The sequence below is a fragment of the Streptomyces sp. NPDC087906 genome (assembly GCF_055584925.1).
Window position 1 is genome coordinate 576,776 of sequence record NZ_JBVJLC010000004.1, and the last position, 22,119, is coordinate 598,894.

Consider the following 22,119-nt stretch of genomic DNA (forward strand, 5'->3'; position numbering starts at 1 on the left):
GCGGCCCTCACTTGAAGTGCTTGTTGATCTGGGACATGGAGAAGTTGCTGATCAGGGTCTCTTCGTGGTTCTTGTGGCTGACGACGGTGTCTTCGAGATGATTGTGGATATGCGCGCAGGCGCTCAGCAGGGTCTCCGCCTGGCTCCGCCAGGTGTCCCAGGCGGCCCAGAGAGCCGAACCGGTCGCGAAACCGTCCGAGTTGAGGGCGCTGGCGGCGGTGTCCGTCTTCGCACCGGCGTGGAACGCGTCGGTCTCGAAGCTGTGGAAGAGCCCTTGGGCGTCATTCCCGATGGACCGCAGGTCGGGCGAGGTGACTTTGTAGTCGGCGGCTCCCCCGCCGCCCCCTCCCCCGCCTCCGTCGCCACGAGCCGCACTGTCGAGCCGCATCTTGGTGTTGTCGGCGGCAGCGCTTCGGACAGACGCCCATTCTTGATCGAACGACATGTGTTCCCCGTTGGTGAGAATCTCGAACTGGTCGCACCGCCCCGTCCTCTACCGGTTCCCTCGGCGGGGGCGGGCCGTGCTGCTACTGCGGACGTCCCTGCTCCCGCTGATGGCCGGGCGGCGGGGGGCCGTATTGGGGCGGGCCGCCGTACTGGGGCGGGCTGCCGCCGTGTTGGGGCGGCCCGTAGCCGTACGGGGGCGGGCCCTGGGGCGGTGGGTACGAGGCGTACGGCGGCGGGGGCGCGGCGGCGGCGGCCTGGCGGCGCGCGTTGACGCGCAGGGCCACGGCGGCCGCGGCGATGACGACGACCACGCCGATGCCGATGCCCACCCACAGACCGGTGTTCCCGCCACTGTCGGACGCTGCGACGGCGGCCGGCTGCGTCGTGCTGTCGCCCTTGGGCCCGGCTGCGGGCTGGGAGGCGGGCGCGGAGGGGGACTTGGACGCGGCGGCGGCGAGGTCGGGGAGCGGGTACTGGTCGGCGGGACCGGGGTCGCCGGGATCGTTCAGGGCCTGTAGGGGGCGTACGGCGCCGTAGCCGAGCCCGTCACTGCGCTTGGCGCCGTCCTCGGCGCCGCCTGCGGTGTTGAGCATGACGCGAAGTACTTGGTTGTTCGTCCAGTCCGGGTGCTTGGACCAGATGACGGCGGCCGAGGCGGAGGTGAGTGCCGTTGCAGGACTGGTGCCCGTACCGTGACAGATCTCGCTGCCGCTGCTGCAAGCATTGTTGATGTCCTCGCCAGGCGCTGAAATATCCACCTGCGGACCGAAGTTGGACACAGGCAGGTGGGATGCCTTCTTGGTGAGCCCGCCGACCCCGACCACACCCGGCGTTGCCGCCGGATACTCCGGAAAGTTTCCCTTCTTCGCGTCGTTCCCTGCTGCAGCAAAGATGAGCGCACCCTTGTCATGCGCATACCTCGCTGCTTCAGCGAGTTCAGGCCCCGTCGAGAGCGACCCGACCGAGATATTGATGACCTTCGCATGCTGATCAACGGCAAAGCGGATGGCCTTGCTCATGCTCTGCGCGTAGCTGTCCTTGACTCCGTCCTTCCCGAGACGCTCCTGTGAGTAAGGAACACGGATGGGAAGGATCTTGGCGCCAGGCGCAAGTCCATAGGAGCCGTTCTGCGCGCCGCGCTTACCGGTCGCCGCAATCAGCGCCGCCATGGCCGTGCCGTGATTGTCGATGTCGTTGTTCTCATCACCGGCCAAGCCCGACAGGTCCTCCCCCTTCAGAACCTGGCCCCGGAGATCGGCGATCGAATCATCAACACCCGAATCGACCACAGCAACGATGACGCCACGCCCCGTGCTGAGCTTCCAAACCTCGTCGGCCTGCATGGCATCCAGATGCCACTGGGCTTCCCGCACGGTCTGGGCATGCGCAGGGGTTGCTGCCAGGCCGAACAACAGCAACCCCAGCGCGGACGCCACAGCAGACTTGAACCCGAGCGACCGCCCGCGACTACTACGCATTTCCCCTCAACCCACTCGGTACGGACGCGATCAGTCGATGACAGGTGGTACGACCCGACGGTCGCCCTGCTGCCAGGTCTCTTCGTCCTCTGTCAGGTATTCGGGACGCTCGCCGTGCTCGTCCTCGCCGTGCCCGCCTCGGCCACGACCCGCGCCAGCCATGCCACCGCGCCCCATCGCTCCGGATCCCGGGCCTGTGCCCGTACCCGATCCCGATGTGCCACCACGGACCAGCCCTGACCCACCAGGAGTGAACGGCCTGCCACTGTTCCTGCCGCCCGCTTGGGGACGGCCGCCGACCACACCGCCGGTCTCGGAGGCGAGCCGACGCCCGCCTGCCATGCCACTGCCGGCCCCACCCGCACCACCGCGGCCCATACCGCCGCCGGCCATGCCGCGGCCCATCATCTGACGACCGTTGCCCTCTTCGCCGCCGATGACCATCCCGCGCGGGATCCTGTTCGGTGGACGACCGGAAGGAGACTGCACCGGACGGCCGCCGACGATTCCGGACTCACGTCCCAGCGGTGCTCGCGAGTTGAGCCCACCAGGACCGAGTGCCGACGGGCGGCCGGCGACACCACCGGGAATCGTTCGTCCCGGCGCCAACGACCCGGTCTTCCCGCCACCCTGGCCGTACGAGCCGCCGAAGGCGGGCGGTATGGCTCCGGGAGGCGGCAGCGGCGGACCCTCCGGCCGAGGAGCCACCTGGTTCATGTTGCCGGGAGGAGTCGTCGAGTGCGCCGACGGCAGCGTCCCTGGCGGCGCTGTGTCCACGCTGTCGATACCCATGTGCGCAGGCGGGTCCTGAGGCACGTGCCCCTTGATCGGGACATCGTGCGAACCGCCATGGCTGCCGCCTACCGCGACGCCGAGTGCACTGTCGCTACCAGGAGGCCGGTAGTGCTTCGATCCGCCGGAGGAACCACCGTCGGAGTACATGGCACTGCCGACCGCGCCCCCCATGCCTCCGCCGGTGTACTTGGAACCACCGCTGATTCCGTCCGACTGAGGAGCCTGCCAGGCAGTGCCCAGGTAACCCGCCGGCGGCGGAAACGTCGGCGGCTCGAACCTGTTTATCTGCGTGCCCGACTGCACATACGTCTCAGCCAGCTTCTGCATCTGCTGCGCCGCCTGAAGCCGCGTCGACTCCAACTGCGCCTCCGCACCCGTCGCCTTGGTGTGGTACGTCGCGGTCAGCGTCTGTCTGTCCGGGTCGTGCCGGTTCGCCGGGTCCTTCAGTGCGTCCAAGTTGCTGTTGGCCGTCTTGAGGGCCGCCTTGGCGTCGTCCGTGTCCGACTGCGGTGGCATGTTGGCGTGCGCCTCGGCGATGGCCTGGGAGACGTCTTCCATCCACTTGCCGGCGTTGCTCGCGTACTCCGACAGGTTCAGCGTGGCGCTGGCCGTCTGGTCGCCCCAGTCCTTGAACGCCTCGGCGCCGGTGCCTTCCCAATTGACCAGTTGGACACGGGTCTTGAGCTCGTCACCGATGTCGTAGATGGTCTTCGCCGCCGCCGTCAGCTTCCCGGCCAGGCTCATCGCCGTACTCATGTCGGCCGAGGACAGCAGCGCCCTCAACTGCTCGTGCGTCATGGACTCGAAGGACGTGCTTCCCGGTCCTGACTTCCCTCCGTGTGGTGCCTCAGGCATGTCTCGTCATCCCCCTGTGTGCCCACTGACTGATCTGTATTCACTGGAGCCGTGATGCTTGGCATACGGATCGCGCGACTGGTCATAGTGCGCGTCGATCTGCGTGTTCAGCGCCTGCATCTTCTGCTTGACGTCATCGTCCAGGTTGTCGTAACTCGCCTGCGACGCCTGTACCGCGAGGTGCATGCTCTCGATCTGCAGGCCCAATACCTTCGACAGAGTCTCCAGTTGGTCATGGACCGTGCTGTATGCCGCGTACAGGAACTCCGCCTCCGCGAAATCGCCGCCCAACTTGGCGCGCGCGATGCGGTCCTGGCCCATCTTGGTGGGGGCCGCCTGCGAGTCGTTCAGGATGTTCAGTAGCTCGTCGACGCGGCTCTTGAACGAGTCCATCGCCGTCAGGTCGACCATCATGTCCATGGCGTTCTGCGCCATCGACTCGACCATGCCGAAGATGCCACCCGGTCCCGCCGGCGCTCCTCCGCCTGCCCCGTTGTCCAGCACTGCGCTTCCTCCCCGTTGCCCGACCGCTGCACCGATCACTGTAGCGAGCACCGGTGACAACGCGCATCCCGGGATTGCAGATGCAACGGGATTGATACGGTCACGAGTTGGGAACAGCCACCGCTGCCTGCGGGCGGATCGGGAGTCTGCTGACCGGGCGGCCCGTTGCCGCGCGGACGGCGGAGGCGACCGCTGCCGGGGACGTGACCACCGGGGCTGCGCTGGCCGGTTTGGCGCCGAAGGGGGCTACCACGTCGCGTTCTTCCACCAGTTTGACGATGCGAATGTCCGGCGCGTCCAGCGACGTCGGCAGGGCGTAGCCCGTCAGGTCCGGGCGGCGGACCAGGCCGCGGGTGGTGCGGAGGTTCTCCGTCAGGGCCGTGCCGATGCCCTGGGTGATGCCCGCCTCGATACGGGTGGCGAGCTGCGCCGGGTTGAGTACGCGGCCGACGTCCTGCGCGACCGCCATCTCCACCACCCGGATCGAGCCGAGTTCGATGTCGACGTCCACGACCGCGCGGATCGCGCAGAACGCCAGGCCCACGAACGCGTCGCCCTGGCCGGAGCCGTCGAGCGGCTCCGTGGGGTGGGGGCGGCACTGGGCCGTCGCCCACAGTTCCTTGCCGTCCATCGCCTCCATGACGGTGGTGGACAGCACACCGTCGTACGAGGTGATCTTGCCGTCGGTGATCTGCAGCAGCTCGGTCGACATGCCGAACTTGTGGGCCAGCGGCTGGAGAAGCTGCGTACGGACCATCTTGGCCGCCCGCTCCACCGCGCCGCCCGACACCCACGTGTGTCTGCCGTGCGCCGCCGCGCCCGCCGGGGGCTGGTCGGTGTCGACCGACGCGACGTGGACCTCGTCGATGCCGAGCGTCTCCTGCACGATCTGCCGGGCCAGCGTGGAGAAGCCCTGGCCGGTCTCGACCGCGGCGCAGATGACGGTGGCGATCCCGTCGTGGACCTTGACCGTGGCCGTGGACACCTCGTCGGCGCCCTCCGCGCCGAGCATGTGGACCATGCCGAGCGCGTAGCCGACGCCGCGCCGTACCGCGCCCGGTTCGCCCGCGCCCTCCGGGCCGCCGGGCAGCAGCCAGGCCGCTTCCGGGGTGTCCTTGGGCAGCGGCGGCAGCGGGTAGTCGCGTACGGCGCGCAGCAGTTCGGCGACGGGCGCGGGGCAGGTCACCGTCTGGCTGGTGGGGAGGATGTCGCCGGTGGCGAGGGCGTTGCGCAGCCGGAGCTCGGCGGGTTCGACGCCGAGTTTGGCCGCCAGCTTGTCCATCTGGCCCTCGTAGGCGGCGCAGACCTGCATGGCACCTTCGCCGCGCACATGCCCCGAGGGCGGGTTGTTGGTGCGTACGGCCCAGCCTTCGATGAAGGCGTGCGGTACGACGTACGGGCCGCAGGCGAACGCGACGGCGGCGGCCAGGGATTCGGACGAGGAGTCGGCGTACGCGCCCGCGTCGAGCAGGATCTGGGCCTCGACCTTGACCAGCCGGCCCTCGGCGTCCGCGTGGTGGCGGTAGCGCAGCAGGGTGGGGTGGCGGTGCGCGTGGCCGAGGAACGACTCCTCGCGGGTGGCCGCGAGTTTGACGGGGCAGCCGGTGCGCAGCGCGAGCAGGCCGAGCGGGATCTGGAAGCCGGGGTCCTCGCGGTCGCCGGTGGCGCCGGGGACGCCGGTCACGACGAGCTTCACCCGGTCCTGGTCGAGGCCGAAGCAGGCGGCGGCGAGGTCGCGGTCGGTGTGCGGGTCGGTGGAGGCGGTGTAGATCTCCACGCCGCCGTCGGGGCGCGGTACGGCGAGGCCGGCCTCGGCGCCGATGGGGGCGGGGTCCTGGCGGCCGATGCGGTACAGCCCTTCGACGATGACGTCGCCCTGGATGTCGGGGTCGCCGTAGCGCAGCGGGATGTGCCGGATCAGATTGCCGTCGGGGTGCAGCGGTTCGGCGGCGAACGCCTTCTCCGGGTCGGTGACCGGGTCGAGTACTTCGTACTCGACGGCGATGGCGGCCGCGGCGAGCCGCGCGGTGTCGGGGTGGTCGGCGGCGACGGCGGCGATGGCCTCGCCGTGGTGGCGTACGACCTCGGAGGCGAAGACCGGGCGGTCGACGACATGTCTGCCGTACGCCGGGTCGCCGAGGACGTCCTCGTGGGTCACCACGGCCCGTACACCGGGCATTTCGGCCGCGGCGGCCGTGTCGATCGACACGATGCGCGCGTGCGGGTGCGGGGAGCGCAGGATGGCGGCCCACAGCAGGCCCTCGGCCCACAGGTCGGCGGCGTAGGGGAAGGTGCCCTCGGTCTTGGCGCGGGCGTCGGCGGGCGGCAGCGAGGCGCCGAGGCCGTGCGCCGGCGGCTCCTGCTGGGGACCTTCGAGCGTCGGGGCCTCGGTGGCCGCGTCGTTGCTCACGCCATGCCTCCGTCGTGCGAGTTCGGGTGCGGTGCCTGGGCGCTGCCCGCCCCTGCCGGTGCCTGGTGCGGGATGCGGGCTTCCTCGGAGGCGGCGGCAGCGGCTTCGGAGCTGGCCGCGCGCGCCGCGACGACCTCGTTCACCGCGTCGAGCACCCCGCGGTAGCCGGAGCAGCGGCAGAGGTTGCCGCAGAGGGCCTGGCGGGTCTCCAGCTCGCTGGGGGCGTGGTTGCCTTCCAGCAGGTCGTGGACGGTCATGGCCATGCCCGGGATGCAGAAGCCGCACTGCACGGCGCCGCAGTTGGCCAGCGCCCGCTGGACGTCGGACGGTTCGCCGTCCACGGCGAGTCCTTCGACCGTACGCACTTCGGAGCCCGCGGCTGTGGCGGCGGGTACGAGGCAGGAGGCGACGAGCCGGCCGTCGACCTGGACGTTGCAGGCGCCGCACTCGCCCTGCGAGCAGCCGTCCTTGGCGCCGGCGAGGCCGAGGCGCTCGCGCAGCACGTACAGCAGCGACTCGCCGATCCAGGCGTCGGTGACGGGCCGGTCGGCGCCGTTGACCCGCAGGACGTAGGAGTTCGCGGCGTGTTCGGCGCTGTCGTTGCTGCTGGTGAGGGGCGCGGGCTCGGGCTCGGGTTCCGGAAGGGGCTCCTGGAAGGACTCAGGTTCCGGGGCGGGCTCGGGCTCCGCCTCCTCCGCCTGCGACACCGGGTCGGGTACGGGCTCCTCAGCGGCCGGCTCGACCGCCTCAGGCTGCGGCTCCGGCTCCGGTTCCGGCTCCGGTTCCGGCTCCGGTTCCGGCTGCGTCGCCCACGGGGCGGGCGCGCCGCCCGGCAGGGTCGCCGGCGGTGCGCCCGCGCTCCAGGGGGACGTGTGCAACCCGGCGCTGTACTCGCCCGATTCGTCCAGCAGGTCGCCCTCGGCGACCGGGATCCGCCACTGTCCCGTGAGATCGGCAGGACGCTCGCCGGTGCCGGTGCCGGTGCCATTGCCCGTGTCCTGTCCGGCGCCCGCAGCGCTGAAGTCCCAGTGCCCCGTCACATAGCCGTCGTGCATGGCCTGCGCCTGGTGCTGATGCTGGTGCTGGCCGGACGCGGGCGCGTGCTCGGCGCCCGGCTCGGGCCAGCGCACACCGCCCGTGTCGCCCTGGTCCAGGGGCTGCTGGGCCCAGCTCCCCGCCACCGAGGGGTCGGGCGTCAGGGGGACGATCTGCGGGGGTACGTATCCGTGGCCAGGCGCCGCCAGCGGGGCGTCCATGGCGTCCTCGGGCGGCAACTGCACGAACGCGGTCGCCTCGGCGTCGTACTCGCCGCCGTGCGGCACGGGCCGCCAGCCGCCCTGCCCGTCGGGGCCGGGCCCCGGGCCGGGGCCCGACCTGGGATCGGAGCCGGAATTCTCTTCGGTGGTCACGACAGCGCCCTCCCCAGTGCTCGTCGGGCCAGGGCTGCGACGGTACGCCGCAGATGCAGTACGGCGGGCGCCGGGGCGGGGGGCTCTCCGCCGTCGGCCGGCGGCGCCGGGTCAGGGATGCAGGCCGCCGCCACGTACTCGCCGAAGGCCACCAGGGCCTCCTGGGCGAGCCCGCGTGCGCCGTCCCAGTCGATCAGTGAAGCGATCCAGCGCTCCGCCTCAAGGGGGCGCAGGGGCATCGGGGCGATCGCGCCGACGGCGCAGCGCACTCCGCGGCGCGCCGGGTCGAGCACGACGGCCACCGAAGCGGTGGCGCGGCCGGGGCCCGTGCGGCCGGTGGCCTTGAGGAAGACTTGGGGGGCGTGCAGCAGCGGGACCCGTACGAAGCCGATGAGTTCGGCCGGCTCCAGCATCTCGCGGCCCGCCAGCAGATGGGTCGCCGGGATCTCGCGGCGGGAGCCGCCGGGGCCTGCGACGACGAGATCGGCTTCCAGGGCGGCGAGGACCGGCAGCGCGTCGCCGGTCGGGGCGGCGGTGGCGATGTTGCCGCCGAGGGTGCCCGCGTTGCGGATCTGCGGCGGTCCCGCGGCGCGCGCGGACGCGGCGAGCGCGGGGATGAGCGCGGCGAAGTCGGGCCTGCCCATGCGCGCGTGGGTGAGACCGGCCCCGAGGAGGGCGTGGCCGTCCTGGTAGTGCCAGCCGCGCAGCTCGCTGATCCTGCCGAGGCCGACGAGCCCCGCCGGCCGCAGCAGGCCCTTGTTGACGGACGCCATCAGGTCCGTACCACCCGCGACGGGCACGGCGGCAGGCATGGCGGTCAGCGCCGCCACGGCCTCGTCGAGCGAGGTCGGCAGCGTCACGGACTGCGCCGTCTGCGGTGCGTGCGTGGTCAACCCACTGCCCCTTTCCGGTGTCCCGGCTGTCCCGCCTGTGTGCCGTACCGTACGTGCTCACAGGCCGGACGTGGCAACTCTGGCACATGTTGAGGGCCGCCCGACGCGAGGGTCCGCGAAGGGCGCATCCGTCCCGGACCAGGGTGTAGGTCCGCTTTCGCCCGCCTTCGGCGGCACACCCGGAATGCCACCCTTCGGCAGTCCTTGTACGACTTATCCGCACGGTTCCGGCGCGGACTTCGTCAGCCGCGCGGGGCCGTCCTCAGCCGCGCGGGGGTTGTCCCTCGCGCGGGCGGCCGAGCACGCCGGGCCGCCGCTGCCACGGCAACGGGCCGCCGGGCGGCCGGTATCCGACGCCGAGGACGTCCAACCGCGCGTAGTGCGCCGCCATCCGCCGCTCGAAGCCGGCGAAGTCGCGGTCGGCGGGGGCGGGCAGCGCCGACCAGGCGACCTCGGCGAACGCGGCGAGCCGCGGGAAGACCTGGTAGTCGACGCGGGAGCGGTCGTGCATCACCTCGGTCCAGACGTTGGCCTGGGTACCGAGGACGTGCGCGGCCTCGGCCTCGGTGAGTTCGGCCGGTACGGGCTCGAAGCGGTAGACGTCCTCCAGCGTGCGGACGTACCCGATGGGAATCGGCTCGTCGTCGCCGGCCGCCTGCCGGTGGTCCAGGTAGACGTACTGCTCGGGGCACATGACGACGTCGTGGCCCGCCCTGGCCGCCGCGATGCCGCCGGAATATCCGCGCCACGACGAAACGGCGGCGCCGGGTGCGAGTCCGCCTTCCAGGATCTCGTCCCAGCCGATGAGCCGCCGGCCCCTGACGCCGAGCCAGTTGTCGAAGTGCCGGATGAACCAGGACTGCAACTCGTCCTCGTTCGCCAGGCCCTGTTCCTGAATCCGGTCCTGGGCGGTCGGTGAGTCCTTCCACTGCTCCTTCGGGCATTCGTCGCCGCCGACGTGGATGAAGGTCGAGGGGAACAGTTCGAGGATTTCCTCGAACACGTCCTCGTAGAACCGGAGGGTGATGTCAGTGGGGGCGAGTACGTTCGGATTCACGCCCCAGTTGTCCCAGACGGTGAGGGAGGTCGTGTCGATGACGTCGGTGTTGCCCAGTTCCGGATACGCGGCGATGGCTGCCTGCGAGTGCCCGGGGATGTCGATTTCGGGGACGACGGTGATATGCCGCTCGGCCGCGTACGCGACGATCTCGCGGATGTCGTCCTGCGTGTAATAACCGCCGTGCGGCTTCTCGTCCCACAAGTCGGAAGCGCGGTGGCCCCATTTGGTGCGGGAGCGCCAGGCCGCGGTCTCCGTCAGCCGCGGCTTGCTCTTGATCTCTATCCGCCACCCCTGGTCGTCGGTGAGGTGGAAGTGAAAGACATTCAGTTTGTGGGCGGCGAGCAGATCGAGATAGCGCAGCACGCCGTCCTTGGGCATGAAGTGCCGTGCCACGTCGAGCATCAGGCCGCGCCAGGCGAAGCGGGGGCTGTCCTCGACGGTGCCCACCGGCAGTTCCCAGCCACGCGCGGGGGTGACGGGCGCGCTGCGGTACGCCTCGGGGCCCAGCAGTTGACGGAGCGTCTGGACGCCCCAGAAGACACCGGCAGCGCCGCCGCCCTCGATCGTGACGTCCCGCGCAGGGCCTGCCTGGTCGGCTGCGGGGACGGTGAGGCGGTAGCCCTCGGGGCCTGACGCGCGCTCGACGGCCGGGCTGATGCTCAGGGCGATCCGGGGCCGCCCCGCGCCGTCAACGCCGTCAGCGCCGTCAACGGCCGCAGTTTCTGCGGCTCCTGCGGGCTCCAGCGGCAGTCCCGTCGCCGCGCCGACGCTCGCCCGCAGCCAGCGCGCGACGCCCTCGGTGCCGGGCCCGGCGGCGAGCCGCGTCCCCGCGTCGATGACCAGCCGTCCGGTCCCCTCCGCCCCCTCCTCCGCGCGGACGGTGCGGGCGGCCGGTATGAGATCCGCCGCTGTCGCCGAAGACGTCACGGAAGCGGAAGAGGTCATGTTCATCAGTCCTTCACCCGAGGTACGGACGCGAGATACGCATGCGCACGGCCCTCGGGGACGCGCAGACACACGCGTCCCCGAGGGCCGTCACCAGACACCGGAGCACCAGACGGAAGCAGCGACGGCTACGTCACTACTTCTTGCTGCTGTCCTTGCCGCCCTTGCCCTTGTCCTTGTCCCCGCCGGGGCCCATGGACTCGTAGATCTCCTTGCACATCGGGCAGACCGGGTACTTCTTGGGGTCGCGCCCCGGTACCCAGACCTTGCCGCACAGCGCCACCACGGGAGTGCCCTCCAGGGCGCTCGCCATGATCTTGTCCTTCTGAACGTAGTGGGCGAAGCGCTCGTGGTCGCCGTCGCCGTGCGACACCTGCGGTGTCGGCTCCACGAGGGTGCCCGTACCTGCCCCGCGCTCGGGCTCAAGAGTGCTCATAGTCGTCAAGGGTACCCACGCATGAGCCGACCCGGCCTCTCCGGGGCCGTGCTCTCCGCAGCCGGCCGCTCACCCATCGCTCGCTCAGGTCAGTTGAGCGAGGGGTCGTCGGGATACGTAGCGATCATGGCCAGTTCGCCGCGCTGCCTGCGCAGCACCGCGCGCCACAGCCCCTCGGGGCGGGGGGACGACACGTCGCCCGGCTCCGACTCGACCACGTACCAGGCGCCCCGCTTGAGTTCGTCCTCCAGTTGGCCGGGGCCCCAGCCCGCGTACCCGGCGAAGATCCGCAGCGAGCCGAGCGCCTTCACCAGCAGCTCCGGCGGGGTCTCCAGATCGACGAGGCCGATCGCGCCGTACACCCTGCGCCAGCCGAGCGGCCCCTCGTCGCCGGGGATCACGGCGAGGCCGAGCGCCGAGTCGAGTGAGACGGGGCCGCCCTGGAAGACCACCCCCGGCTCGCCGGCGTGGTCGGCCCAGCTCTCCAGGATGTCCCCGACGTCCACGGGGGTCGGCCGGTTGAGGACGACACCGAGCGAGCCCTTGCCGTCGTGGTCGAGCAGGAGGACGACGGCACGGTCGAAATTCGGGTCGGCGAGGGCGGGTGCGGCAACGAGCAGCCGCCCTGTGAGCGAGGACACCTCCGTCATGCGAGCCATGATCTCGCACATTCGCCTTATCCGGGGTACGAGCGGCAGAGTGTGCGTGCGCGCAGCTCAGGGCGCACCGTCGCACCGGGAGCGCACAGCCGCCCCCGCAACCGCCCGGTCACTGTCAGCCAGTGATCGCGAACAGAACGTGTTATGCCCAATTCATTACACCCTTGGGGCCTCCTCGGCCTTACGGGACAGGGGCCTTGGCCCCTTACCCTTTTCCTTGGCCACCCGCCCGCCCACTCCGGAACGCGAGATTCATGACCGGCACAGACGATGTAATGCTTGTCCACGGTGGGACCCCGCTGGAGGGCGAGATCCGCGTCCGCGGCGCGAAGAACCTGGTGCCGAAGGCCATGGTGGCCGCGCTGCTCGGCAGTGGTCCGAGCCGGCTGCGCAACGTGCCCGACATCCGCGACGTGCGTGTCGTACGGGGGCTGCTGCAACTGCACGGGGTGACGGTCCGCCCGGGTGACGAGCCCGGCGAGCTGATCCTCGACCCCACCCATGTCGAGAGCGCCAATGTCGCCGACATCGACGCCCACGCGGGCTCCTCGCGTATCCCGATCCTGTTCTGCGGCCCGCTGCTGCACCGGCTGGGCCACGCCTTCATCCCCGGTCTCGGCGGCTGCGACATCGGCGGCCGGCCGATCGACTTCCACTTCGACGTGCTGCGCCAGTTCGGCGCGACGATCGAGAAGCGGGCCGACGGCCAGTACCTGGAGGCCCCGCAGCGGCTGCGCGGCACCAAGATCCGGCTGCCGTACCCGTCGGTGGGTTCGACGGAGCAGGTGCTGCTGACCGCCGTGCTGGCGGAGGGTGTCACGGAGCTGTCGAACGCGGCGGTGGAGCCGGAGATCGAGGACCTCATCTGCGTCCTGCAGAAGATGGGCGCGATCATCTCCATGGACACCGACCGGACGATCCGGATCACCGGGGTCGACCGGCTGGACGGCTACAACCACCGGGCCATCCCCGACCGGCTGGAAGCCGCGTCCTGGGCCTCGGCGGCGCTGGCCACCGAGGGCAACATCTACGTGCACGGCGCGCAGCAGCGCTCGATGATGACGTTCCTCAACACGTACCGCAGGGTCGGCGGCGCCTTCGAGATCGACGACAAGGGCATCCGCTTCTGGCATCCGGGCGGCTCGCTCAACGCCATCGCGCTGGAGACGGACGTCCATCCGGGGTTCCAGACCGACTGGCAGCAGCCGCTGGTGGTGGCGCTGACCCAGGCGTCGGGACTGTCGATCATCCACGAGACGGTCTACGAGTCGCGGCTGGGCTTCACCTCGGCGCTGAACCAGATGGGTGCGCACATCCAGCTCTACCGGGAGTGCCTGGGCGGTTCGCACTGCCGCTTCGGGCAGCGCAACTTCCTGCACTCGGCGGTCGTCTCGGGACCGACCAGGCTGCAGGGCGCGGATCTGGTCATCCCGGACCTGCGCGGCGGTTTCTCGTACCTGATCGCGGCGCTGGCCGCGCAGGGCACGTCCCGGGTGCACGGCATCGACCTGATCAACCGCGGCTACGAGAACTTCATGGACAAGCTCATCGAGCTGGGCGCGAAGGTCGAGCTGCCGGGCGGCGCGCTGGTCTGACCGTCTGTCACCGCCGGACCGGCCGTCACCGCCGGACCGGCCGTCACCCGCCGCCGTAGGGCTTGGCGGCCGGTGTACGGCTTTCTGCCGGGCGAACGACACAGGGGCGGCCACCTGAGAAGGTGGCCGCCCCTGCGTACTGCTGTGTTGCTTGTACTGCTTACTGCCGTGGGATTACTTCCCCTTGGCGGCTTCCTTGAGCTTGGAGCCCGCGGAGACCTTCACGCTGTAGCCGGCCGGGATCTGGATCGGGTCGCCGGTCTGCGGGTTACGAGCGGTGCGAGCGGCACGGTGGGTGCGCTCGAAGGTCAGGAAGCCGGGGATGGTGACCTTCTCGTCGCCCTTGGCGACGATCTCGCCAACGGTCTCGGCGAGGGCGGCCAGCACGGCGTCGGCGTCCTTGCGAGTCACCTCGGCGCGGTCGGCCAGGGCGGCCACCAGCTCACTGCGGTTCATGTTGTTACTCCCGTGTTCTTCTTGCCTGTGAGGCGTGAGATCGAAGCCGATGCTGCCAGGGCCCTCGGACAGTCCCCGGACCCGGGTCTGCTGACAGACCCTCGCGCCCGAATACGCATCCTGCCCCCACCAGCGGCGGGAAAGCCAATCCGGCACCCACCGGCGTCACTCCTGTGGAGACACCTTGGGAACCCCTTAGCCCCCTGAAGGCCCTGAAACCTCCGAGGAGTGGCGGGCTCATGGTCCGCCACCCTAGACGGGGCCCAGCGGCCCCGCGAATCGCGACGCGCCGGACAGATCGGGCAGAGCGGACGTGTCAGGCGGACACCGAGGTGGCCACCGTCACACCTGCGGCTTTCGCGGCTTCCCTGACGGCTCCCGCGACCGCTCCCGCGACCTTGTCGTTGAAGACCGAGGGAACGATGTAGTTGGGGTTGAGTTCACCCTCGGTGACGACATCGGCGAGCGCCTTGGCGGCTGCCAGCATCATTTCGGTGTTGACCGTACGCGACTGGGCGTCCAGCAGGCCGCGGAAGACCCCCGGGAAGACCAGCACGTTGTTGATCTGGTTGGGGAAGTCCGAGCGGCCCGTGGCCACGACGGCGGCCGTCTCGCGGGCGATCGAGGGCTCCACCTCGGGGTCCGGGTTGGCCAGCGCGAAGACGATCGCGCCTTCGGCCATGGCGGCCACGTCGGCGCCGTCCAGCACGTTGGGGGCCGAGACGCCGATGAAGACGTCGGCGCCGACCACGGCCTCTTTCAGGGTGCCGGTGATGCCCTCGGGGTTGGTGTTGTCGGCCACCCAGCGCAGCGGCGACTCGGGGGCGGCCTCGACGAGGTCCGCGCGGCCCGCGTGCACGACGCCGTGGATGTCGGCGACGACCGCGTGCTTGACGCCGGCGGCGATGAGCAGCTTCAGGATGGCCGTACCGGCCGCGCCGGCGCCAGACATGACGACGCGTACGTCGCCGAACTCCTTGCCGACGACGCGCAGCGCGTTGGTCAGGGCGGCGAGCACCACGATGGCCGTGCCGTGCTGGTCGTCGTGGAAGACGGGGATGTCCAGGGCCTCGCGGAGTCTCGCCTCGATCTCGAAGCAGCGGGGCGCCGAGATGTCTTCGAGGTTGATGCCGGCGAAGCCGGGGGCGATGGCCTTGACGATCTCGACGATGGCGTCGGTGTCCTGGGTGTCCAGGCAGATCGGCCAGGCGTCGATGCCGGCGAACCGCTTGAACAGGGCGGCCTTGCCCTCCATCACGGGCAGCGCGGCCATGGGGCCGATGTTGCCGAGGCCGAGCACGGCCGAGCCGTCCGTGACCACGGCGACGGAGTTGCGCTTGATGGTCAGGCGCCTGGCGTCCTCGGGGTTCTGGGCGATCGCCATGCAGACCCGGGCCACTCCCGGCGTGTAGATCATCGAGAGATCGTCACGGTTGCGGATGGGGTGCTTGGACTGCATCTCGATCTTGCCGCCGAGGTGCATGAGGAACGTACGGTCGGAGACCTTGCCGAGCACGACCCCCTCGATGCCGCGCAACTGCTCCACGATCTGGTCCGCGTGCCCGGTGGAGCTCGCGGCGATCGTGACGTCGATCCGGAGCTTCTCGTGCCCGGACGCCGTCACGTCGAGGCCGGTCACCGAGCCGCCGGAGGACTCCACGGCTGTGGTGAGCTGCGACACCGCTGTACCGCTAGCGGGCACTTCCAGACGGACCGTCATCGAGTACGAGACGCTTGGCGCCGTTGCCATGCCGAGTTCCTCTGCTTTCCCTGAGCCTCATTGCCACTCCGCCCGACCGACGTCGCGCGGAGCCTCCCGATCGTCGCACCTACCACCCGGTAATCGGTAAAGTCCAACTTTTTCGGAAAGTGTTTTCCGTCAGGCGAGAGAGCGTAACAGCGGCGCCCCCAACAGAAGCAGGCCCCCACCGATTTCCGGTGAGGGCCCGTTGTCGTGCTGTTGTCGTACTGGTGAAGAAGTCGTACCGGCGAAGAAGAGGTGGCACCGACCCGCCATGCTCGCCTCGCGGCAAGTGGTCGCTCGAAGCGACGAAGGTTGGGCCCGGGGGCTTGGATCGAGTCGGTGCCACTACCAATCTAACAAAACACTCCGGGAAGTGATCCCCTCCGCGCGAGTTGACTCGAAGTCAATCCCGCAGGAGGTCGGGTACTCCCTCCGCGTCAGGTTCGTCGCGGGCCGCCGAAACGACCGTGAGCTGCTGCGTCGCCCTGGTCAGCGCCACATAGAGCACCCGCAGCCCCGCCGGTGACTCGTCCGCGATCTCGGCCGGCGAGACCACCACCGTCGCGTCGTACTCCAGTCCCTTGGCCTCCAGGCTGCCCAGGGCCACGACCCGGTCGCCGAGCCCGGCGAGCCAGCGCGCCGCCTGCTCGCGCCGGTGCATCGCGACGACGACACCGACCGTGCCGTCGACCCGCTCCAGCAGCCGGGCCGCCTCGTCCCGTACGGCCGAGGCGAGGTCGTCGTCCCGTACGACGCTGAAGCGCGGCCGCACGCCGGTGGAGCGCACGGCGGTCGGCGACTCCATCCCCGGCATGGCGAGCGCCAGCACCTTCGCGGCCAGTTCGGCGATCTCGGCGGGGTTGCGGTAGTTGACGGTCAGGGTGAACTTGCGGCGCGGCCGGGTGCCGAGCGCCTCGTCGCGCGCCTCCGCCGCCTCCTCCGGGTCCGACCACGACGACTGGGCCGCGTCGCCGACCACCGTCCAGGTGGCGTGCCTGCCCCTGCGGCCGACCATCCGCCACTGCATGGGGGTGAGGTCCTGGGCCTCGTCGACGATGACATGCGCGTACTCGGTGCGCTCCGCCGCCAGCCGCTCGGCGCGCTCGCGCTGCGACTCCTCGCGCTGCGGCATCAGCTCTTCGAGCCCGGTGAGCTGGTCCAGCGGGTCGAGTTCCCTGCGCTGCTTGCGCTGCCTGGGCGGTGCGCCGAGCAGCGTCTCCAGCTCGTCCAGGATCGCCACGTCGTGCACGGAGAGCGGTCCTGTGCCGTCGGGGCCCACCCGCCGCAGCGAGCGGGCGAGCCGGCGGATCTCGCCCTGGCCCAGGATGCGCCGGGCCCAGCGGCCGAGCCGCCGCTCGTCGGCCATCGCGGCGAGGACCCCGCGCGGGGTCAGCTCGGGCCACCAGGCGTCCAGGAACTCCAGGAAGCTGTCCTCGGACGTGATGTCGTCGTCGAAGCCGCCGCGCAGCTCCGCCGCCAGCTCGGCGTCGCCGCGCGACGCGTACTCGCCGGCCCGCGCGGCGGCGCCCGACTTCGCCCACAGGGCGTCCAGCAACAGCTTGCGGGCGCGGGGCCGCAGCAGGTTGACGGGGGCCGTGCCGCCGAGCACGGACTGCCGGATGCGGTTCAGCTCGTCGGCCTCCAGCTCCAGCCTGCGGCCGAAGGCGACGACCCGGAGCCGGTCGGTGGCCACGGGCCTGCCGGGCGTCTCGTCGCCGTCGTCACCGGCCCCGCCGGACGCCTCGGTCTCGCCGAAGGCGAGCTGTCCGGCGCCGGGCGCCTGCTGACGCGCCTGGGCGCCGCCCCTGCCCCGTCCACGCGCGCCCCGGCCTCCCTGGTCACCGGCGCGCGGCGCGGGCTCCAGCGCGCCCCTGGCGGCCTTGCGCAGCACCTTCAGCATGTTCGCCGAGCCCTTGACACGGGCCACGGCCGGATCGTCGTACGCGGTGGCCTCTGCGCCGTCCACCAGCGAGCCGACAGCGCGGATCGCGACCTGCCCCTCCTCGCCGAGCGAGGGCAGCACGCCTTCGGTGTACGCGACGAGCAGCGGCGTCGGTGAGACGACGAGGATGCCGCCCGCGTACCTGCGCCGGTCCTGGTAGAGCAGATACGCGGCGCGGTGCAGCGCGACAGCGGTCTTGCCGGTGCCGGGGCCGCCCGCGACCTCGGTCACGGACGCCGCCGGCGCCCTGATCACCAGGTCCTGCTCGGCCTGGATCGACGGGACGATGTCCCGCATGGTGTGGCTGCGCGCCTGGCCGAGCGCGGCCATCAGCGCGCCGTCCCCGATGACGGGCAGCGCGCCGCCGTCCAGCGAGGCCGTCAGCTCGGGCCGCATCAGGTCGTCCTCGACGCCGAGGACCTTGCGGCCCTTGGAGCGGATGACCCTGCGCCGGACGACCCGCCCGGGATCGACGGGCGTCGAGCGGTAGAACGGGGCAGCGGCCGGCGCGCGCCAGTCGATGACCAGCGGCGAGTAGTCGGAGTCGAGGACCCCGATCCGGCCGATGTGCAGCGTCTCAGCGATGTCGGCGGTGTTGTCGGGGCGTACGGCTTCGTCGGCGGGCTCGACCGAGGTGTACGCGCCGTCGGGGCCCTTGTCGCCGTCCTTGCCCGGCAGCAGGTCGATCCGGCCGAAGAGGAAGTCCTCGAACTCGTTGTTGAGCCGGCTCAGATGGATACCGGCCCTGAAGACCTGGGCGTCCCTTTCGGCGAGTGCGCCGGGCGTGCCGACCTGGCCACGCTGGGCTGCGTCCTTCATCAAGAACTCCGCCTCGTGGATCTTCTCCTCAAGGCGGCGGTAGACCTGATCCAGATGGTCCTGTTCGACACCGATCTCGCGGGCGCGCACGGAGTCGTTCCCCGTGTCGCGTCCGGGATCGGAGGCGGGTCCTGCGGATTCAACAGCGGCATCCTGCGCGGCCACCGAGGCCCCCTTCGTGACGTGCATCGGGCAGCCGTCAACCGTACGCGAAGGGGGCGGGGATGTCAGGCGCCGACCTGGACCAAACGCTTGCCGTCGAATGTCCGTACGTCGAAGTGGTCGATGTCGTTGGGCTGGATGGCCGCACCGCCGTGGATGTACAGCGGCTTCTGCGCCACCTCGTGCGGGCTGCCGGGGATGCCGTACCCCCACTGCGGCACCGACCAGGAGGAGACGACCTGCTCGTCGCCCGACTTGGACACGGCCACCAGACTGCACTTCAGCGGTCCTTTGACGTTCTTCAGCTCCAGTACGGCGTTGGTGCCCCAGCCCCGCTCCTCGAACCCGACCGTCGCACTGACCTTGGTCGTCGGATCGGTGCCCGAGACCTTGTCCGGCATCTTGGCGAACGCCTCGGCGTCGGTGGGACCGCCGGACGGCCGGACCACGGCCTCGTTGCGGACCGGGTCGTCGCCGGAGGTCGCGACGATCGCGATCGTCGGACCGCCGATGATCAGCGCGGCGGCGGCGGCGATCAGATAGAAGCCGCGCCTCTTGCGCTGCGCCCGCTTGACGGCGACCTCGTCGACCAGCCGGTTCAGCAGGTGGTCGCTGGGCTTCACCGAGACGGACGGGGTCGGCGGCAGCGGCACGGCCCGCGGCGGGTAGCCGCCCTGCCGGGGGAACGGCTCGGCGGCCGGGGCCTGGGGCTCGGCGGTCGCGAAGGTGCCCGGGGTGTCGGCGAGCATGGCCAGCATCGGTTCCATGCCCGAGAACTCGGCCATGTTCGCGGTGCACAGTTCGCAGGCCGCGAGATGCGCTTCGAAGGCGGCGGCATCGGCCTCGTCAAGAATACCGAGCACGTAGGAGGCGACCGCGTCGTGCACAGTGCCCTCGCCGTCCAGTCCGTACTGATCGTGCGTGGTCATGCCGAGACCCCCCTCTCCTCCAGAGCGAGCTTCATGGAACGCAGTGCGTAGAACACGCGTGAACGCACGGTGCCACTGGGAATGCCGAGCGTCTCGGCAGCCTCGTTGACCGTGCGCCCCTTGAAGTACGTCTCTACGAGCACTTCCCTGTGCGCCGGGGTCAAATCTTCGAGCGCATCTGAGAGCGTCATCAGCCACAACGCCTTGTCGATCTCGTCCTCCGCGGGCATGACCTCCAGCGGCGACGGATCGACCTCCTGCGGCCGGGCCTGCCGGCTGCGGTGGCCGTCGATGACGATACGTCGAGCTACCGTCACCAGCCAGGGGCGGACAGAGCCGGTAGCCCGATTGAGCTGACCGGCGTTCTTCCAGGCACGGATGAGCGTCTCCTGCACGACGTCCTCGGCACGCTGGCGGTCGCCCGCCACGAGACGCAGCACATACGCCAGCAACGGCCCGGCATGTTCCCGGTACAGGGCGCGCATCAGCTCTTCGTCGGGGACGGAGAGGTCGGTGCGCGGTGCCTCGCTCCGGTGTCGGGCCCGTTGAGGACGGTCATCGGCCACGGCCGCATCCTTGCGCACCTGAACCTCCCGGTCGAGACCTTCTTGACTGCTTCTCCCTCATCACTACGGAGGAACATCAAGGAGCACTCAACGGCGGGCCGAAAACTTTTCAGGTTCTTCGCCGCGGGACGCCCCCGTCGGACGCCCCGACAGGTGCGCCTGTCAGGTACGGGCCAGGGCCGCCCTGCGCCGGTGCCGGGCGACCCGCTCGCGGTTTCCGCACACCTCGCTGGAGCACCAGCGCCTGCGCCGGCCGCGCGATGTGTCGAGATACACACGCCGGCAACTGTCGCCCTCGCACTCCCGCAGCCCCGCCCCGGCCTCCGGATCGGTCAGCAGCTCCACCGCGTCCCGCGCCACGGCGGCGAGCAGCGCCCCGCAGTCCGGTTCGGCGCTCAGCGCCCGTACGAGCGCGCCGCCGGTGTCCCGTACCGCCCTGATGGGCGGCGGCGCCCCCGCGGCCAGCTCGTTGACCCGCTCCAGGGCCTGCGGCGACTGCCTGCCGTCGATCTCGGCGCGTACGAGCTGCCCGACGCTCTCGCGCAGCTCGGCGAACCGGCCGACCCAGCGGGCGTCGACACCCGGGAGGGCGGTGCCGGGCGGCACGAGCCCCGAGGCCGTCAGCCACCGGGCGAGCTGGTCGGCGTCGGTGAGCTGCGTGTCTCCCTTGGCCGTCGGTTCCTCGGTGGCCACCAGATCAAGGCAGATCCGCCCGGAGTCGAACCGCCATTCGTACGAGCCCATGCCCGCCGCCATGTCCCTGCCACCGCCTCGGGTTCACCTGTGGTGCCGGCCCGTTCACTCTCAGAGTGCCTTCCCCGTGGCACGGCCGGTACCCCGCCACCCGAAGCGGCCGGCAGCCCCGCGCGCCGGAAGCAGCCCTACTCGCCCGAGACGGACAGCCGGTAGCCGCGTTTGACGACCGTCTGGATCAACCGCGGGTCGCCGAGGGAGGTGCGCAGCCGGGCCATCGCGGTCTCCACGGCATGCTCGTCGCGCCCGGCGCCGGGCAGCACCCGCAGCAGCTCGGCGCGGGGGACGACCCAGCCGGGCCGCCGGGCCAGCGCCCCGAGCAGCGCCATCCCGGTGGGCGGTACGGGGCGCAGCTCGCCGTCGAGCAGCACGGCGTGCCCCCGGATCTCCAGCCGCCGGGCGGCGACCTGGAGCGTACGGGCACGGGCCGGCAGTTCGTCGCAGAGCACCTGGACGAGCGGGCCCAAGCGGAAACGTTCCGGCTGGACGGTTTCGATGCCGCGCTCCCACAGCGGCGCCGCGGTGACGGACCCGACGCACGCCGTCAGCACGTCCCCCTTCAGCGCGCCGAGCAGCTCGGCCAGTTGGCCCCGCTCGTCGGCGCGGGCGAGCAGCGCGGTGGCGGCGGGGGCGCTGGTGAAGGTGACGGCGTCCAAAGCGCCTGCCACGGTCGCCTCGATGAGCCGGTCGACCGGCGCCAGATCCTCCGGAGGCATCCAGCGGTAGACGGGTACGACGACGACATCGGCGCCCCCGTCCTCCAGCGCCTCGACGAATCCGGGCAGCGGTACGCCGTGCAGTTGGAGGGCGATCCGGCGGTGCGCGACGCCCTCGCCGAGCAGCCGCTCCAGCACCTCGGCCATCGACTCGGACGCGGGCGACCAGCTCTCGGTGAGTCCCGCCGCCCGGATGGCGCCCTTCACCTTGGGCCCGCGGGCGAGCAGTTCGACGCCGCCGAGGCAGTCCAGCAGCTCCTGCTTCTCGCCCCAGCCGCCGGCCGCTTCCAGCCAGCCGCGGAAGCCGATCGCCGTGGTGGCCACGACCACGTCGGGCGCCTTGGCGATCAGCTCCTCGGTGGCGGCGCGCAGCTCCGTGTCGTCGGCGAGCGGCAGGATCCGCAGGGCGGGCGCGTGGAGTACGGCGCCGCCACGGCGCTCGATGAGCGCGCCGAACTCCTCGGCGCGTCTGGCTGCGGTGACTCCGATGGTGAATCCGGCGAGGGGGCCGTGCGGCTGGTCGTTCATGGTCGCCATTTTCCCGTC

Annotated in this window: 18 protein-coding genes; 1 reads left to right on the forward strand and 17 read right to left on the reverse strand. The window is 71.0% G+C overall.

Annotated elements, in window-relative coordinates; translation table 11 throughout:
• Positions 1-7 precede the first annotated feature (7 nt).
• The 10 genes from ACZ63I_RS16295 to ACZ63I_RS16340 all read right to left on the reverse strand — a co-directional run bounded on the left by ACZ63I_RS16295 (position 8) and on the right by ACZ63I_RS16340 (position 11,882).
• The gene (locus ACZ63I_RS16295) at positions 8-445 is read right to left on the reverse strand and encodes a hypothetical protein (RefSeq protein WP_469339126.1); all 438 of its coding nucleotides are present in this window, start codon (positions 443-445) and stop codon (positions 8-10) included.
• An 82-nt stretch (positions 446-527) separates the two neighbouring features.
• Positions 528-1,883, reverse strand: a complete 1,356-nt coding sequence (mycP, locus tag ACZ63I_RS16300; RefSeq protein WP_469339127.1) for a type VII secretion-associated serine protease mycosin — start codon at positions 1,881-1,883, stop codon at positions 528-530.
• A gap of 72 nt (positions 1,884-1,955) precedes the next feature.
• Positions 1,956-3,575 carry a WXG100 family type VII secretion target gene (locus ACZ63I_RS16305; RefSeq protein ID WP_469339129.1) on the reverse strand — a complete coding sequence of 540 codons (1,620 nt, stop codon included), beginning with the start codon at positions 3,573-3,575 and terminating at the stop codon, positions 1,956-1,958.
• Between the two features lie 6 nt (positions 3,576-3,581).
• Positions 3,582-4,079 (reverse strand): hypothetical protein, encoded by a 498-nt coding sequence (locus ACZ63I_RS16310; protein WP_469339131.1) that lies wholly within the window; start codon positions 4,077-4,079, stop codon positions 3,582-3,584.
• Between the two features lie 100 nt (positions 4,080-4,179).
• A complete protein-coding gene (locus tag ACZ63I_RS16315; RefSeq protein ID WP_469339133.1) occupies positions 4,180-6,489 on the reverse strand; it encodes a xanthine dehydrogenase family protein molybdopterin-binding subunit in 2,310 nt (769 codons plus the stop codon).
• On the reverse strand, positions 6,486-7,898 hold the full coding sequence (locus ACZ63I_RS16320; protein WP_469339135.1) for a (2Fe-2S)-binding protein: 1,413 nt from the start codon (positions 7,896-7,898) through the stop codon (positions 6,486-6,488). The genes ACZ63I_RS16315 and ACZ63I_RS16320 overlap by 4 nt, the downstream gene beginning before the upstream one ends.
• Positions 7,895-8,791: an FAD binding domain-containing protein gene (locus ACZ63I_RS16325; protein ID WP_469339136.1), complete on the reverse strand. Its 897-nt coding sequence runs from the start codon at positions 8,789-8,791 to the stop codon at positions 7,895-7,897. The genes ACZ63I_RS16320 and ACZ63I_RS16325 overlap by 4 nt, the downstream gene beginning before the upstream one ends.
• 262 nt (positions 8,792-9,053) lie before the next feature.
• The gene (locus tag ACZ63I_RS16330; protein ID WP_469339138.1) at positions 9,054-10,796 is read right to left on the reverse strand and encodes a beta-N-acetylhexosaminidase; all 1,743 of its coding nucleotides are present in this window, start codon (positions 10,794-10,796) and stop codon (positions 9,054-9,056) included.
• 136 nt (positions 10,797-10,932) lie between these two features.
• Positions 10,933-11,232, reverse strand: a complete 300-nt coding sequence (locus ACZ63I_RS16335) for a DUF3039 domain-containing protein (RefSeq protein ID WP_041989128.1) — start codon at positions 11,230-11,232, stop codon at positions 10,933-10,935.
• An 89-nt stretch (positions 11,233-11,321) separates the two neighbouring features.
• Positions 11,322-11,882 (reverse strand): YqgE/AlgH family protein, encoded by a 561-nt coding sequence (locus ACZ63I_RS16340; protein WP_328582191.1) that lies wholly within the window; start codon positions 11,880-11,882, stop codon positions 11,322-11,324.
• Positions 11,883-12,145: 263 nt separating this feature from the next.
• Between ACZ63I_RS16340 and murA the strand changes: the two genes are divergently transcribed.
• Positions 12,146-13,486 (forward strand): UDP-N-acetylglucosamine 1-carboxyvinyltransferase, encoded by a 1,341-nt coding sequence (gene murA / locus ACZ63I_RS16345; RefSeq protein ID WP_469339139.1) that lies wholly within the window; start codon positions 12,146-12,148, stop codon positions 13,484-13,486.
• A gap of 174 nt (positions 13,487-13,660) precedes the next feature.
• On the opposite strand, the gene ACZ63I_RS16350 is transcribed toward murA, so the two are convergent.
• From ACZ63I_RS16350 to ACZ63I_RS16380, 7 genes are all read right to left on the reverse strand, one after another.
• The gene (locus tag ACZ63I_RS16350; protein ID WP_003954777.1) at positions 13,661-13,942 is read right to left on the reverse strand and encodes an HU family DNA-binding protein; all 282 of its coding nucleotides are present in this window, start codon (positions 13,940-13,942) and stop codon (positions 13,661-13,663) included.
• Positions 13,943-14,258: 316 nt separating this feature from the next.
• Complete coding sequence (locus ACZ63I_RS16355; RefSeq protein WP_469339141.1) at positions 14,259-15,692, reverse strand: NAD-dependent malic enzyme; 1,434 nt, start codon at positions 15,690-15,692, stop codon at positions 14,259-14,261.
• A 397-nt stretch (positions 15,693-16,089) separates the two neighbouring features.
• Positions 16,090-18,612: a HelD family protein gene (locus ACZ63I_RS16360; protein WP_469339142.1), complete on the reverse strand. Its 2,523-nt coding sequence runs from the start codon at positions 18,610-18,612 to the stop codon at positions 16,090-16,092.
• Positions 18,613-18,674: 62 nt separating this feature from the next.
• Positions 18,675-19,538 (reverse strand): zf-HC2 domain-containing protein, encoded by an 864-nt coding sequence (locus ACZ63I_RS16365; protein WP_469339144.1) that lies wholly within the window; start codon positions 19,536-19,538, stop codon positions 18,675-18,677.
• Positions 19,535-20,122, reverse strand: a complete 588-nt coding sequence (locus ACZ63I_RS16370; RefSeq protein ID WP_078863621.1) for a sigma-70 family RNA polymerase sigma factor — start codon at positions 20,120-20,122, stop codon at positions 19,535-19,537. Before ACZ63I_RS16370 ends, ACZ63I_RS16365 begins: the two co-directional genes overlap by 4 nt.
• 144 nt (positions 20,123-20,266) lie before the next feature.
• Positions 20,267-20,860, reverse strand: a complete 594-nt coding sequence (locus tag ACZ63I_RS16375) for a CGNR zinc finger domain-containing protein (RefSeq protein ID WP_469339146.1) — start codon at positions 20,858-20,860, stop codon at positions 20,267-20,269.
• 125 nt (positions 20,861-20,985) lie between these two features.
• Entirely contained in the window at positions 20,986-22,101 is a 1,116-nt protein-coding gene (locus tag ACZ63I_RS16380) for a uroporphyrinogen-III synthase (protein WP_469339148.1), read from the reverse strand.
• Positions 22,102-22,119: the final 18 nt, after the last annotated feature.

Coding starts and splice junctions, on each gene's coding strand:
- ACZ63I_RS16295 (WP_469339126.1), bottom strand. CDS start 445: ATGTCGTTCGATCAAGAATGGGCGTCTGTCCGAAGCGCTGCCGCCGAC.
- ACZ63I_RS16305 (WP_469339129.1), bottom strand. CDS start 3,575: ATGCCTGAGGCACCACACGGAGGGAAGTCAGGACCGGGAAGCACGTCC.
- ACZ63I_RS16330 (WP_469339138.1), bottom strand. CDS start 10,796: ATGACCTCTTCCGCTTCCGTGACGTCTTCGGCGACAGCGGCGGATCTC.
- ACZ63I_RS16335 (WP_041989128.1), bottom strand. CDS start 11,232: ATGAGCACTCTTGAGCCCGAGCGCGGGGCAGGTACGGGCACCCTCGTG.
- ACZ63I_RS16340 (WP_328582191.1), bottom strand. CDS start 11,882: ATGACGGAGGTGTCCTCGCTCACAGGGCGGCTGCTCGTTGCCGCACCC.
- murA (WP_469339139.1), top strand. CDS start 12,146: ATGACCGGCACAGACGATGTAATGCTTGTCCACGGTGGGACCCCGCTG.
- ACZ63I_RS16350 (WP_003954777.1), bottom strand. CDS start 13,942: ATGAACCGCAGTGAGCTGGTGGCCGCCCTGGCCGACCGCGCCGAGGTG.
- ACZ63I_RS16355 (WP_469339141.1), bottom strand. CDS start 15,692: ATGGCAACGGCGCCAAGCGTCTCGTACTCGATGACGGTCCGTCTGGAA.
- ACZ63I_RS16365 (WP_469339144.1), bottom strand. CDS start 19,538: ATGACCACGCACGATCAGTACGGACTGGACGGCGAGGGCACTGTGCAC.
- ACZ63I_RS16375 (WP_469339146.1), bottom strand. CDS start 20,860: ATGGCGGCGGGCATGGGCTCGTACGAATGGCGGTTCGACTCCGGGCGG.
- ACZ63I_RS16380 (WP_469339148.1), bottom strand. CDS start 22,101: ATGAACGACCAGCCGCACGGCCCCCTCGCCGGATTCACCATCGGAGTC.